Source organism: Bacillus sp. AFS073361 (genome assembly GCF_002567005.1).
In the GTDB taxonomy this organism is placed as follows: Bacteria; Bacillota; Bacilli; order Bacillales; family Cytobacillaceae; genus Neobacillus.
Genome location: NZ_NUZU01000020.1, coordinates 1 through 13,722, shown reverse-complemented (window position 1 = coordinate 13,722; position 13,722 = coordinate 1). Strand labels below are relative to the sequence as shown.

Annotated in this window: 12 protein-coding genes and 13 tRNA genes; 3 read left to right on the top strand and 22 right to left on the bottom strand. The window is 44.0% G+C overall.

Translation table 11 applies throughout. From position 1 onward, the window contains the following. Positions 1-43 precede the first annotated feature (43 nt). The 9 genes from COJ96_RS11850 to COJ96_RS11810 all read right to left on the bottom strand — a co-directional run bounded on the left by COJ96_RS11850 (position 44) and on the right by COJ96_RS11810 (position 9,249). Positions 44-523, bottom strand: a complete 480-nt coding sequence (locus tag COJ96_RS11850; protein WP_098573369.1) for a GNAT family N-acetyltransferase — start codon at positions 521-523, stop codon at positions 44-46. After that, on the bottom strand, positions 511-2,031 hold the full coding sequence (locus COJ96_RS11845) for a M81 family metallopeptidase (protein ID WP_098573366.1): 1,521 nt from the start codon (positions 2,029-2,031) through the stop codon (positions 511-513). The genes COJ96_RS11850 and COJ96_RS11845 overlap by 13 nt, the downstream gene beginning before the upstream one ends. A gap of 33 nt (positions 2,032-2,064) precedes the next feature. Then, positions 2,065-3,525, bottom strand: a complete 1,461-nt coding sequence (locus tag COJ96_RS11840; RefSeq protein WP_098573363.1) for an aldehyde dehydrogenase family protein — start codon at positions 3,523-3,525, stop codon at positions 2,065-2,067. Positions 3,526-3,567: 42 nt separating this feature from the next. Beyond that, a complete protein-coding gene (locus tag COJ96_RS11835; RefSeq protein WP_098573360.1) occupies positions 3,568-4,863 on the bottom strand; it encodes an aspartate aminotransferase family protein in 1,296 nt (431 codons plus the stop codon). Next, positions 4,847-6,232, bottom strand: a complete 1,386-nt coding sequence (locus COJ96_RS11830) for an aspartate aminotransferase family protein (protein ID WP_098573358.1) — start codon at positions 6,230-6,232, stop codon at positions 4,847-4,849. Before COJ96_RS11830 ends, COJ96_RS11835 begins: the two co-directional genes overlap by 17 nt. Beyond that, on the bottom strand, positions 6,220-7,410 hold the full coding sequence (locus COJ96_RS11825) for a thiolase family protein (protein ID WP_098573355.1): 1,191 nt from the start codon (positions 7,408-7,410) through the stop codon (positions 6,220-6,222). The genes COJ96_RS11830 and COJ96_RS11825 overlap by 13 nt, the downstream gene beginning before the upstream one ends. Then, a complete protein-coding gene (locus COJ96_RS11820; protein ID WP_098573352.1) occupies positions 7,410-8,072 on the bottom strand; it encodes a 3-oxoacid CoA-transferase subunit B in 663 nt (220 codons plus the stop codon). The genes COJ96_RS11825 and COJ96_RS11820 overlap by 1 nt, the downstream gene beginning before the upstream one ends. Before the next feature lies 1 nt (position 8,073). Further along, positions 8,074-8,730 (bottom strand): CoA transferase subunit A, encoded by a 657-nt coding sequence (locus tag COJ96_RS11815; RefSeq protein ID WP_098573349.1) that lies wholly within the window; start codon positions 8,728-8,730, stop codon positions 8,074-8,076. A gap of 189 nt (positions 8,731-8,919) precedes the next feature. Beyond that, positions 8,920-9,249 (bottom strand): DUF3870 domain-containing protein, encoded by a 330-nt coding sequence (locus COJ96_RS11810; RefSeq protein ID WP_098573346.1) that lies wholly within the window; start codon positions 9,247-9,249, stop codon positions 8,920-8,922. Positions 9,250-9,921: 672 nt separating this feature from the next. On the opposite strand from COJ96_RS11810, the gene COJ96_RS11805 reads away from it, so the two are divergent. The 3 genes from COJ96_RS11805 to COJ96_RS11795 all read left to right on the top strand — a co-directional run bounded on the left by COJ96_RS11805 (position 9,922) and on the right by COJ96_RS11795 (position 12,082). Then, positions 9,922-10,365 carry a sigma-70 family RNA polymerase sigma factor gene (locus tag COJ96_RS11805; protein ID WP_373561687.1) on the top strand — a complete coding sequence of 148 codons (444 nt, stop codon included), beginning with the start codon at positions 9,922-9,924 and terminating at the stop codon, positions 10,363-10,365. Positions 10,366-10,851: 486 nt separating this feature from the next. Further along, on the top strand, positions 10,852-11,115 hold the full coding sequence (locus COJ96_RS11800; RefSeq protein WP_098573340.1) for a hypothetical protein: 264 nt from the start codon (positions 10,852-10,854) through the stop codon (positions 11,113-11,115). A gap of 202 nt (positions 11,116-11,317) precedes the next feature. After that, entirely contained in the window at positions 11,318-12,082 is a 765-nt protein-coding gene (locus tag COJ96_RS11795; RefSeq protein ID WP_098573337.1) for a sulfite exporter TauE/SafE family protein, read from the top strand. A gap of 433 nt (positions 12,083-12,515) precedes the next feature. On the opposite strand, the gene COJ96_RS11785 is transcribed toward COJ96_RS11795, so the two are convergent. From COJ96_RS11785 to COJ96_RS11725, 13 genes are all read right to left on the bottom strand, one after another. Next, positions 12,516-12,590 (bottom strand) — tRNA-Asn (locus tag COJ96_RS11785). Positions 12,591-12,601: 11 nt separating this feature from the next. Then, positions 12,602-12,675: transfer RNA gene (locus COJ96_RS11780), tRNA-Ile, on the bottom strand. A gap of 4 nt (positions 12,676-12,679) precedes the next feature. Beyond that, positions 12,680-12,753, bottom strand: a tRNA-Gly gene (locus tag COJ96_RS11775). Positions 12,754-12,764: 11 nt separating this feature from the next. Beyond that, a tRNA-Cys gene (locus COJ96_RS11770) sits at positions 12,765-12,838 on the bottom strand. A 16-nt stretch (positions 12,839-12,854) separates the two neighbouring features. Then, positions 12,855-12,930, bottom strand: a tRNA-His gene (locus tag COJ96_RS11765). A gap of 5 nt (positions 12,931-12,935) precedes the next feature. Further along, positions 12,936-13,020, bottom strand: a tRNA-Tyr gene (locus tag COJ96_RS11760). A gap of 14 nt (positions 13,021-13,034) precedes the next feature. Further along, positions 13,035-13,107 (bottom strand) — tRNA-Phe (locus COJ96_RS11755). 44 nt (positions 13,108-13,151) lie between these two features. Continuing rightward, positions 13,152-13,228 (bottom strand) — tRNA-Asp (locus COJ96_RS11750). 35 nt (positions 13,229-13,263) lie between these two features. Beyond that, positions 13,264-13,337, bottom strand: a tRNA-Met gene (locus COJ96_RS11745). A 25-nt stretch (positions 13,338-13,362) separates the two neighbouring features. Then, positions 13,363-13,455: transfer RNA gene (locus COJ96_RS11740), tRNA-Ser, on the bottom strand. Positions 13,456-13,462: 7 nt separating this feature from the next. Further along, a tRNA-Ala gene (locus COJ96_RS11735) sits at positions 13,463-13,535 on the bottom strand. Positions 13,536-13,552: 17 nt separating this feature from the next. Next, positions 13,553-13,629 (bottom strand) — tRNA-Pro (locus COJ96_RS11730). Between the two features lie 5 nt (positions 13,630-13,634). Then, positions 13,635-13,708 (bottom strand) — tRNA-Arg (locus COJ96_RS11725). Positions 13,709-13,722 lie beyond the last annotated feature (14 nt).

Here is a 13,722-nt window from a genome sequence, read left to right as displayed (position 1 = left end):
TCAACAGAGTGCCAAAATCACACATCTTTCTTTAACACAGCCATTAAGAAATGGCGTATTCCATATAATAGCGATTTTCGCCTTCTCCAAATTCATCGAATCTTGTCTCTGTTATTGCAAAGCCCATTTTTTCGTATAGCTTGACAGCTGATTTATTCTCAACGTTGACCGTTAGGCATACTTTTTGAAATCCATCTTGTTTTAAAATCGGATAAATATCCTGCAAGAATAATTTTCCGATTCCTTTTCCTTGCTGGTCGGAGCGGACATAAAACCCAAAAATGTAGGCTTTATGAATATCTTGGTAAGCTCTCATCACTTCACAGATCGCAATCGGCCTTGGATCGTTTGGCTCCCGGTATTGAATGAGTTTCCCGTAGCGTGCGAGCGGAACAAGGGCTTGTTCATCAACGGCTCCTAATCCCGGAAATGCGTCTCGCTCAAGCTCCATCATTATATTTAGCTGTTCTGGATTCAATGAAGCTGGTACTTCGACATAATAAGTTTTGTTTAATGTGTCCATTTTTCTGTCCCCCTCCGTTCTCCTTCATATTGGATATCATCGAGCGGCCAAATTGGCTTAGGAATATTACGATACGTAAAAGTGGTTAAACGATTGGATGCCACTCCAGGTGCATCCACGTAAATGATGCGGCCAACGATCGGCTCAAACGCTGCCCGGAAATGATTTTTCGCCTTTAGCCCAAGAATTCTCTTCGTGGCTGGCTCAATACCAATGTGACGAAACATTTCCGGATCATTCGCTGACATCGGCCTTCCAATCAGGAGGATATCCATCTTGCCAACACGAATGTGTGCCGCCCCTTTTAAATCAACTCTTAAATGCTGATTGAATGGTCCAGAATTGTGAAATACACCGTCCGAAAGGGCCACGACCGTTGCTTCAACGTGTACGGGCTCCCCAAATTCAGGTGATACTTTCCCTCCAAGGGACAGCATGACCTTATTTCCGGCTCCCATCCTGCGGCAGGCCTCAATGGATTCTGGATCGTAAAGTCCTCCAAACAGCGTGTCGAGAATGTTCATCTTCACCATCTCCCGAAGAAGCTCCGTTGTATCCCCGCTCCCGCAGCTTAGAGGATTATCCGAGATGTCCGCCAGCACGACCGGTTTGTCGTCTTCCATCGACATCGCCAATGTTAACCCTTCTTTTACACCGGGCAAATCCATAATAAATTCTTCTCTTACACTCCAGAACAAGGAAGCCATCTTTTGGGCAGTCTCTTTTCCTTTTTGCGGATCGAGCGAAACAACAAGTACACTAGCACCGGCCATGGGAATATCCGAGTAAGGAAAACCGCCAAATACGGACACATGGTGAATACCAGCTTCCTCTTCGGCTTGTTTCGCCCACTCGATCATTTTGTGCATCGGCCCTTCTGCCGTTCTCATATTGATAGAGGGAGGCATCATCGGCAGCTTTTCAAAAGAAGCGTAGTACGTGACACCTTCCTTTAATTGATTTAACAAAGCGGTGGCCGCATGAACACCTTGTTCGTACATATCAATATGCGGATAGGTTTTAAATCCAAAATGTAGCGGTGTGTAATCAATCATTTTTCCACTTAAATTGGCGTGCATGTCCAGGGTTGTTGCGATCGGAACATTCGGTCCGATAAGCCCGCGAATTTTTCCGAGTAAATGCTCTTCCGGATCATGGAGGTGCTCGACGACCATCGCTCCATGCAGGGCAAGCAATAATCCGTCCAACCTTCCCTCATGCTGGATGGACTCCAGCATTTGGCTTTCGATGATGGAGTATGCCTCCGTTGATACTACCCCTGATGGGACCGCTGCCGCACAAAGCAGCGGTACGATTTCTATATCCTCGTCCTGTTTCAATACATCCAGAAACCCACCCACTTCTGTTTTCGTTCCTGTATAGGCATCATAAATTTCATCGCCGATAAAGTAGCCTTCATTTCGAAACTGTTCGATTTCAGTTTTCATCGGGCTGAAACTGTGGGATTCATGGTAAAAGAAAGCAATACCAATACGATGTTTTCTCATGTTCTCCCGCCTTTAATCGATATGGTCGCTTCATTAATAGTTCGTATAAATGGACTTCCACTCAGTCATGACATCAAATGCATGATGGGAAACTTCACGATGACCGTTTCCGGACATCTTCATCCCCCCAAACGCCACACCCATCTCGGCATTAGACGTTCCGTTATTAATATAGACAAGTCCGCTGACTGCTTCCTTAGCCGCACGGTTCGCATAATGAAGGCTCTCTGTATAAATGGAAGTCGATAGCCCATAAATCGTTCCGTTATTTACCTCCATGGCCTCCTCATATGAATCTACTTCAATGATGGCAAGAACCGGACCAAATATTTCTTCCTGTGCAATGGTATCATTCGGTTTTACATTCTCAATGATGGTCGGTTCATAGTAATAGCCGCCCAATTCATTGACACGCTGCCCGCCTGACACAATCTTTCCACCTTCTTCAATCGCTGTTTTTACATATTTTTCGACGGTAAGAAGCTGATCATCATTGACCAGAGGGCCTACTTGGTTCCCTTCTTCAAGTCCATTTCCTATTTTCATAGACTTTGTTAAATCTACTACTTTTTGTACGAGCCGTTCCTTTACTGAACGCTCGACGATGACTCGGCTTGCCGCTGTACAGCGTTGACCAGTGGTTGTAAACGCTGATTTGACGATTCCGTCTGCCGCCTTGTCCAAGTCCGCATCCTTCAAGACGATCACGGCATTTTTTCCGCCCAATTCCAACGAGATACGTTTCAACGTTTTACTACTCATTTCAGCCAGCTTTTGTCCGACTTCTGTTGAGCCCGTAAACGAAATGATTTTCACATCCGAATGCTCCGTAAGTGTTTGCCCGACGGTTCTTCCTGAACCGGTAATTAAGTTCACAACTCCTGCTGGGAATCCCGCTTCAGCTAACACTTCCACAAAAATCCCTGCCGATAGAGCAACCTCTGATGCCGGTTTCCAGACGACGGTATTCCCAGCAATCAGAGCTGAAAAGATTTTGTAGGAAGCAAGGGCCACCGGGAAGTTCCATGGGGTAATGCACGCCGCGACTCCAAGAGGCTCACGAACCATTCTTACATTCCGGTCTGGGAAGCCGGCAGGGACTGTTTCTCCAAAGAGGCGTCGTCCCTCGCCTGCCATATATTGAGCAGTTGCGATGACCACTCCCGCTTCGCCTAAAGACTCCGGCAGCACTTTGCCCATCTCCATCGTCATTACACGAGCAAGTTCCTGTTTGCGAATTTCAAACAATTCGGCTGCTTTCGTTAAATAAGCCGCTCGTTCTGGAATGGGGGTGTTCTTCCATTGTGCAAACGCTTCATTTGCTTTTGTGACAGCCTCTTCCACTTGCTCCGTTGTGGCGGCCGCACATATGCCGACAAGTTCCCCCGTTGCTGGATTGATGCTTTCAAAGTAGGACTGATCGGGGGCACTTACCCATTTTCCATTGATATAAAGATCCCCCTGAAGGATATCTGTTTTGATTTGACTAGACATATACTTAACCTCCTTTTTGGTGGTATTACGAGGAAACGAAAATTAGTTTCCTGAAATGGTTTCGGTGATCACATCTTCTAAAATCGTTAATCCTCTATCAAGCACATCTTCTTGAATATTAAGAGGCAGCATTAATCGGATCGTTTGCCCGCTTACACCGCAGTTCATAATGAGCAAGCCATTTTCCAGTGCTTTTGATTTAATTTTCGGTACAAAGGAAGCAGCAGATTCGGAATCGAATTCAATACCGATCATCATGCCGACTCCTCGGACTTCAATAATCCCCGGTAAATGTCCAACCGAATTATGAAGTCGGCCGACAATCTCGGCACCAAGGTTAGCACTGCGTTCTACCAACTTCTCTTCCTCAATAACCTCAATGTTTGCCAATGCCGCCGCACAGGAGATTGGATTTCCTCCAAATGTCGAACCATGTCCAGCCGTCGGCCATTTTTCATGAAGCTCACGACTTGCGACAATCGCACCAAGAGGCATGCCGCCGGAAAGGGCTTTTGCCAATACTAAAATATCAGGCGTCACATTGGCGTGCTCTGCTGCGAACATTTTTCCAGTACGGCCAAATCCTGTTTGTACTTCATCAAAGATAAGCAAAATCCCGTGTTTCTCTGTAATCTTTCTTAACTCCCTCAAAAAGCTTGGCGGTGCCGGATAATAGCCGCCTTCACCCATGACCGGTTCAATGATGATAGCCGCTACACGGGAAGGATCGACGCGTAAATCGAATAATTTTTGAAGCTGATTCAAGCAGTATTCTTCTGCTTCTTCTTCTCTAATGTTTTTCAGCTGGCTCGGATATGGATAGGGAACGTGGTACACCTCGCCTAAAATCGGTTCATAATAACGGCGGTATTTAGAGCTTGATGCCGTAATGGCAGTTGCCCCTAAGGTACGGCCATGAAACGAACCTTCAAAAGCAATGATCGCGGGTCTGCCTGTGGCCGCTTTTGCTAGTTTAAGAGCACCGTCAATCGCTTCAGCTCCCGAATTGGAGAAAAAGACCGTGTCAAGGTTTCCTGGTGTGATCTGAGCAAGCTTTTCCGCCAAATTCGACGCCGTTTCATAATAACCATAGTTCAACCCAAGATGAATCAAGGCCTCCGCTTGCTTTTTAATGGCTTCCACCATTTTTCCGTTCGTATGACCGACTGCGTTAACAGCCACTCCTGAAACGAAATCGATATACTCCTCTCCGTCTGTCGTCCAAAATTTGGCACCATGTGCTTTTTCAATGACAAGCTCCGTTACCCTGGTCATAACCGGTGATAAATGTTTCTGTGCCTTTTTTTGAATCTCTTCTGTTTTATTTTGTAATTTCATACATCTCATCCTTTCTTAATTGACCTTTAAATATCGTGAATGATTCATCTAAAATTCTTACAATCTCGTCAATTTCTGTTCTTGTAACATTTAAGGGAGGGCTGATGATGAGGTGCTCCCCCTTTGTACCGTCAATGGCACCGGAACCGGGATAAAAAACCGCACCGAGTTCCATGGCAATTCCATTCAATCTTTCCGCAGCTTTTTCAGATGGATCGAACAGCAGATCCTGCCCACGATCCTTCACAAGCTCCATTCCGATTAAAAGCCCTCTGCCGCGAACATCAGATATATAAGTATGTTTTTGCTTCAGTTCCAAAAGACGTTTGACGAGGTAGTAACTTTGTTCTTTGACGTTTTCCAGCACCATCTCTCGCTCATATACGTCCAATGCTGCAAGACCCGCTGCAACCGCTACTGGATGCCCGCTATAGGTGTAACCGTGAATGAATTTCCCGTCGCTGTTTTGTATGAGACCGTCGACTAATCGATCATGCACGATCATTCCGGCGAGCGGTGCATATCCCGCTGAAACCCCTTTTCCAAATGTGATGATATCAGGTGTGATGCCAATCTGTTCTGTCGCGAAGTTGGTACCCGTACGGCCGAATCCAGTCATCACTTCATCGATAATTAAGACGATTTCGTAACGATCACACAGCTCACGAACTTTCTCAAAATACCCCGGCGGCGGTGGAACAGCACCTTGCTGGCTTCCGACAATCGGTTCGGCGATCAATGCCGACACGTTCTCAGGACCAAGCTCTAAAATGGTTCTTTCAATATCCGTCACACATGTCCAGTTTTGTTTGGAGAGACAATCCTCTTTTTGACGATCGTATGGACATCGGTGACAGTACGGAGAATAGACATGGGCATAGTTTAAAAGATTAGGAGTGTATGCATGTCTTCTTTTAACGTCTCCTCCTGCGGATAAAGAACCAATGGTGTTTCCGTGATACGATTGCCATCGCCCAATTACCATATGTTTTTGGGGTCTGCCGGCATCCAGATGGTATTGCCGCGCCAGCTTCAGAGCACTTTCATTCGCTTCAGAGCCCCCGGTGGTAAAATACACTTTATTTAAATCGTCGGGAGCCATTTTTCCGATGGTTTCAGCTAATTCATGCAATGCTTTCGTCTCGAAGCGCATGGTATGGACGAAGGCTGCTTTTTTTGCTTGTTCGGCCATGGCCTCGCCAATAGAAGGAATCCCATGGCCTAAGTTAGCGGCCACCGCACCCGAGCAAGCATCCAAATATTTTTTCCCGTTCTCATCGATGAGATAGACCCCTTCTCCGTGGGTAATAATCGGATACTCCTTTTTTAAATCCCGATGAAACACGTAGTCTTTTTTTATTCCCTCCATCTTTCCACCACCATTGCCATTCCTAATCCCCCCGCCACACAAAGTGTCGCAAGGCCATATTGCCGTTTTTGTTTTTCAAGCTCATGACATAATGTAGTGACGATTCTTGCACCGGAGCACCCCAGTGGATGGCCTAAGGCAATCGCCCCTCCATTGACATTCACGTTGTCTCCTTTGATGCCCCATTCTTTTAAACAAGCAAGACTTTGAGCAGCGAAGGCTTCATTTAATTCAATTAAATCGATCTCTTCCAAACGAAGACCGGCTTTTTTCAACGCCATTTGCGATGCTGGAACCGGACCGATTCCCATTTCTTTTGGTGATACACCCGCTGCAGCAAAGGAACGAATCCTTGCCAACGGGACCACTCCAAGTTGTTTGGCTTTTTCTTCTGACATCAACAGCAGCATCGAGGCCCCATCATTTCTGCCGGAGGAGTTTCCGGCTGTAACCGTACCGTCCTTTTGAAACACAGGACGCAAGGTTCCTAACTTTTCAATGTCCGTCAATCTTGGGTACTCATCGATCGCAAAATGTCTGATTCCCTTTTTTCCTTCCTTTACCGGAACAGGAATGATTTCTTCTTCAAAATGGCCCATTTCAATGGCACGTTTCGTTTTCTGCTGACTCATGAAGGCAAATTCATCTTGTTCACGGCGGCTAATCTTATATTTTCCAGCCAGCCATTCGGCTGTTTGCCCCATCGTGAAACGGCCATATATCTCCTCTGGCTGGGATTTTGGCTGACTCTCCGTATTTGAATCATACAGCGTTAGATCTCCCATCTTTTGGCCAAATCGAGTGCCAACCATATAATGAGGCGCTTGTGACATGCTTTCGACGCCTCCTGCTAAAACGACGTCCCCCTGACCTGTCATAATCGACATCGCTCCGTTAATGACGGCCTGCATGCCGGAACCGCACTGACGATGAACGGTATAAGCAGGAATCGATTCGGGAAAATGGGCCTGTAATGCTGAAACTCTAGCAATATTCGGCGCATGTGCACTCTGCTTTGTTTGGCCGACAATGACTTCATCAACAATATTGGCACCATAACCGGAAGCAGAAAGATTATTTTTCATGATGAGAGAGACAAGCTCTTCTGGAAGCGTATCTGCTAGTGATCCACCGAAGCTTCCGATAGCCGTCCGAAATGCATTTACGATAACAACCACTACGCGGTCACCTCTTTGCCTTTATTGAAAGATTCAGCAAGTTGAAAAGGTGCGTCCGTTTTCTGTTGAACTTCTTCAAGGGAAACTCCAGGTGACAGCTCTAAAAGATGAAGTCCATCGTCCTTTACAGCGAAAACCGCTAAATCGGTAATAATTAAATCCACAATTCGTTCCGATGTAATGGGATAGGTTAATTCCTTGACGATTTTTGACTCTCCCTGGTTAGACGTATGCATCGTTGTGACGATTACCTTTTTGGAGCCTTCCAATAAATCCATCGCCCCTCCTACACCCAGAACACTTTTTCCTGGCACGGCCCAATTGGCGATCCGCCCATTTGCATCGATTTGCAGCACACCAAGAATCGAAACACTTACATGCCCTCCGCGAATCATCGCAAAAGAGGAAGCACTATCAAAAAAGGATGACCCTTCCAAAACAGTGACAGGCAGTTTCCCTGCATTGACAAGATTTTGGTCAATATGCTCTGGATCAGGGGTAGGGCCAACGCCAAGGATGCCGTTTTCTGAGTGTAAAAAAACGTTAACATCGGATGGAATATAATCAGCCACCAGCGTTGGAATCCCTATGCCCAAATTGACGATATCGCCATCCTTCAATTCCTTCGCCGCTCTTGCAGCAATGTATTGTTTCACGTTCAAGCTAGTTCCCTCCTTTCACAACGATAAAATCAACGTATAAATGAGGGGTCACAATTTCCTCAGGAGAAATTTGGCCAACCTCCACAATCTCGTCTACCTCTGCAATAACCACATCTGCTGCTGTTGCCATCATCGGATTGAAGTTTCTTGCCGATTGGTTGTAGATGAGATTTCCTAATTGGTCCGCTTTTTTCGCTTTTATGAAAGCAAAGTGGGCTTTAAGAGGCTCTTGGAACACATATTTTTTACCGTTAAGGATACGCTCCTCTTTGTTTTCGGCGATTTTTGTTCCAACGCTGACCGGCGTATAAAACCCGCCTAGTCCTGCACCACCCGCTCGAATAGCTTCAGACATCGTTCCTTGAGGGAGAAGCTCCACGTCCATTTCCTTTTCCTGATAGGATTTAACCACCTCTGGGTTCGATGTAAAATATGAACCTATCGCTTTTTTTACTTGTTTTTGCCGTACTAGCACTCCAAGACCTCTACCTGGTTCCCCAAGGTTATTACTAATAATCTCTAAATCTTTCACTTCCGACTGAGCCAAAGCGGCTATTAAACTAAGCGGACTTCCCACAAGTCCAAATCCACCTACCATAATTCGTGAGCCGCTTTTAACCTTTTTTACAGCATCCTCGCATGTAATCAGCTTGCTCATCCTTTTTCCCTTCCTCTCCATAGACACTTAGTGGTTTATAACCCTTTGGAAACATAAAAAACCGAGCAAAACATAGATCTGCATAAAGAATGTCGTTCAAATGAACATTCCTTACAAAGAGTCCATGTTTGCTCGGTTTTAATAAGACCATGGGAAGAGGTCATCTCCCCACTTTATTATAACCAAACGTTATATATTCATTTGCTTCACGTTATCCCAGTAACGTTGAACTGCAGCTTGTAGAGCCACAATGATCGCTTGCTGGGATGGAGCAAAATAAAAGCTTTGAATTCGTTCAATCAGCTGCTCAACACCATCTTGAAGACAGTAACCTATCAACAGTTTTTGAAAATAATTTTTCGTTAGTTCTGTTACGAAGGTGAATTCGGCGCCGATAATTTTATGATCTTTCAGCTCCACTTCGAGTACAATTCCCGCATGCTTATACATTTCATACATGGAAGTTCCCTGTGGAGCTTTTGCATATCCTGTAACAATGACTGTTTCAAGTGTTTGCATGCTCCTAAACCTCCTTTTAAAAACTAACTGATCATTTTCTTTTTCTAACACGAGTATATGGGTCAGAAAAAATAATGTCAATGAGAAAATTCATAATTTTCTGAAATAGTAATTTGTTACCATAATTTTACTAGTAAGCGCTTACGATAATCACACATAAAATTAATTCTCGCTTAGACTTCAAACTCCTTCTAGAAAAATAAGAATTTTTTTGCTGCCTGCATAGAATTTCTCCTTTCATTCCCTAAAAAATGTACGAACGTGCTTATCACTATTTTCAACTTATAAATTTGCAATTTCTGTGCCAAAATTAAAAACGCTATTTCCCTCACCTTTTTTGAGAAAATATGCCAAATTTCTTGGCACTAACCTTCTTTTTTTGCATCTTACCTGCAAAAAATCCCTGGGAGAGGTTTTTCAAAAGGGAAATAGAACTTTTTGTAATTCACCCCAAATACAGCTGAAAAAGCAAAAATCCCCTTCAAAAATCATATTTGCCTTCATTTTTTACCTCAAATAGACAAAAAAACGATTCAAAAGTGAATTTTCACCGTTCGATTCAATTATGCATTCCCGTTATGGTAGAAGTACCCGGGAATACAAGAAAAGCGCGCTTTCTGAAAGGATTCTCCCTTGGAAAGCTTTGAACAATTAGTCGAACAGTACCAGCCCATGCTCCACAAGATCATAAACTCGCTCCATCTTTACAAAAACCATGATGAATTCTATCAGCACAGTCTCATTGCCCTTTGGGAAGCAAGCCAACGCTTCGATCCTAACAAAGGGAGCTTCACCAATTATGCCTACACCTACATCAAAGGCTGCCTCCTCATGGAGTTAAAAAAAGCACACCAAGATCATGAACGAAATGTACACCCAGGCGAGGAGTTCTGGGACCTTGTTGAGGATTCCCATTCTGATGACCCACTTCAGAAGGAGACACTGTTGACCTACTGTGAAACACTGACCCCGAACCAACAGAAATGGCTCCTGTACACCGTCCGTGATCAACGATCGATAAAAGAAATCGCCGAACTAGAAAATGTCTCCCCCTCAGCCGTGAAAAGTTGGCGCAGCGGGGCTCGGGAAAAGTTGAAAAAGATAGTGAGGGATTAGTGAGCTCGTTCATTACCTACCTGTTTTTGAAATTTTACCTAGTGTCGGTCTTCTTACCAAGGACAAGCCTTTTGGGTTTGTCCTTGCATTATTCCTGAAAAACCTCCACCAGCATCTCCAAATTTCTCAACTAATCAATCGTTTGATTGAAGCAGACAAGAGTCTTGAAAATAGCGAATTCCCCTCACTAAAGCTACGTGAAGTCTGTCGAACCTCGCTTAAAAATTCCGCAGGAAATATCCCTCTATTCTACAAAATTCCGTCATTGCTGAATAACCATTTTTATGAAGAATAACAACTTCCAGGAATAAGCAACATATTAAAAACAAGTAAGCATAAATTAATCGGTGTAGCTGCTCTACTAATGCTGAAATATGACCCAAGATCCTTCAAGATGTTTCTTTTAATAAAAGTCTCCAATTTAGTTAAAATTTTCTGGTATAATTTATTTTTAGAATATAATTTTGAACGTAAGGGGAGTGTATTTTGGAAGGTTCATTTGGATTGCTTTTAAACATAGTGATCACCATTTATTTAGTTATCGATTCTCGTAAGTATGGTAAAAGCCCCGTCCTTTGGGGAATTCTCGGTTTCATTTTTGGTGCGATTGCCTTAGGGATTTACTTAATTAAAACAGATCGAAAGGTAATCGGTTGGATTATTACGATTATTAGTATAATCGGATATATCGCCTTACTCTTAGTCATTTTATTAGGGGTTGCGCTAATAATGGGCGGAGGATTTTCATAAGAAGTCGTTACATATCATAACTATTAAAACTATGCTGAATTTACAGCATAGTTTTTTTATGCTTGTATTCGATCACCAATTCTGTGATCTACTAATCTATTGTTATAATTATCAGAATCTAATAATCAGTTAGTTATTTACAAGACGCGCATAAATGTATATAATCCTATATAAATACTAGGAATTGATTGGGCGTGCGGATATGAGTATAGGGATTACGTTGATGGGTTTACTTGTTGGTTTTTTGGTAGGGTTGACTGGAGTCGGCGGAGCAGCACTGTTAACCCCGGTTTTAATTTTAATTGGGGTCAATCCTTCCATTGCTGTCGGTACAGACCTTGTTTATAATTCAATCACAAAGCTATTCGGACTTGTTCAACACTGGCGGCAAAAAACAGTTAATGTTCAGATGGTGAAGTATTTAGCGATGGGAAGTATCCCTAGTGCAGTCATTGCGATTGGCTCCCTTCACTATTTTGAAGCGTATTACCACAATCAAGAACAGATTATTAGGCATTCCCTCGGTTATATATTGATATTTGTCTCACTAGCTATCATTATCAGAACGTTTGTAGAGAAAAAATTAAGACCCAATCGTTGGCAAATGAAGCCTTTGAGTGAAAAGAAAACACTAACCATTTTAATTGGCTGCCTTTTTGGCTTTATCGTCGGACTCACTTCTTTAGGATCAGGTTCTTTATTCGCTGTGGCAATGATTTATCTTTATCGAATGAAAACATCAGAGATGGTCGGTACGGATATCACTCACGCGTTTCTTTTGGTTACAGTAGCAGGGATGCTTCATATCGGTTATGGAAATGTTAACTATATGCTCGTGGGGAATTTACTTATGGGCTCGATTCCGGGAGTACTGATTGGCAGCAGCATTTCGGCAAAGGTTCCAACAAGACCGCTGCGTACCGTTGTTGCTGTATTAATCTTTGTAAGTGGTTTGAAGTTAATCTAATTTTGCATGAAAAAGTCAGCTGATACGCTGGCTTTTTTTATATGAACTTATTAGTGAGTTTCGTGTAGGTATGAGAAAGAAATTCCGACCTAATGTATTTAGAGGAGGCTTACGAAGCTGATATAAGCGGAGAAATTCCGCTTATTGTATATAGAGGAGGCTTATGAAGCCAATATAAGCGGAGAAATTCCGCTTAACTGCTCTAAAAAGGGCAAAATCCAACGATTTGAATCATTTAGACGGAAAAACTTCCCTTATTATCGAGAAAATATGGGTATTTGGCAATATAAACGGAAATTTTCCGCTTATTTTTCAAACACAGTGAAATCAACATTCAGATATAACAGAGCAAAGTATAAAAAAACCACCTTCAAAAAATGGTTACTTTTTAAAGGTGGTTGTTATTAAATGAAAGTTGATTAGTTAAAAAAAATGGCTCCGCAGGTAGGACTCGAACCTACGACCGATCGGTTAACAGCCGATAGCTCTACCACTGAGCTACTGCGGAATAATATGTAGTGGGCCTAAATGGACTCGAACCATCGACCTCACGCTTATCAGGCGTGCGCTCTAACCAGCTGAGCTATAGGCCCAATTTGGAGCGGGTGATGAGAATCGAACTCACAACATCAGCTTGGAAGGCTGAGGTTTTACCACTAAACTACACCCGCATATAAAAATTTGGAGGCAACACCCGGATTTGAACCGGGGATAGAGGTTTTGCAGACCTCGGCCTTACCACTTGGCTATGCTGCCCAAACATTAAATCAAATGGGGCGGCTGATGGGAATCGAACCCACGAATGTCGGAACCACAATCCGATGCGTTAACCACTTCGCCACAACCGCCATAATGGTGGAGGGGGACGGATTCGAACCGCCGAACCCTGAGGGAGCGGATTTACAGTCCGCCGCGTTTAGCCACTTCGCTACCCCTCCATATAAATGAAAAATGGCTCAGGACGGAATCGAACCGCCGACACAAGGATTTTCAGTCCTTTGCTCTACCGACTGAGCTACTGAGCCTAAAAATATGTATAAAAAAAGTAGATTTACTACTAAGATAAAAATGGCGGTCCGGACGGGACTCGAACCCGCGACCTCCTGCGTGACAGGCAGGCATTCTAACCAACTGAACTACCGGACCAGAGTATTTTCAAGCATAGCTTGAAAATAACTTAATTGCGGGGACAGGATTTGAACCTGCGACCTTCGGGTTATGAGCCCGACGAGCTACCGGACTGCTCCACCCCGCGACAATAGAAATTATAAAAGTAATAATGGAGGAGGAAGAGGGATTCGAACCCCCGCGCGGTATGACCCGCCTGTCGGTTTTCAAGACCGATCCCTTCAGCCAAACTTGGGTATTCCTCCGAATAAGTGGAGTCTAGGGGGATCGAACCCCTGACCTCCTGCGTGCAAAGCAGGCGCTCTCCCAGCTGAGCTAAGACCCCGTTATAAGATTTAAGAATGGTCGGGAAGACAGGATTCGAACCTGCGACCCCTTGGTCCCAAACCAAGTGCTCTACCAAGCTGAGCTACTTCCCGTAATATGCGCCCTGAGAGATTCGAACTCCCGACCTTTTGATTCGTAGTCAAACACTCTATCCAGCTGAGCTAAGGGCGCAAATGAATTTAATT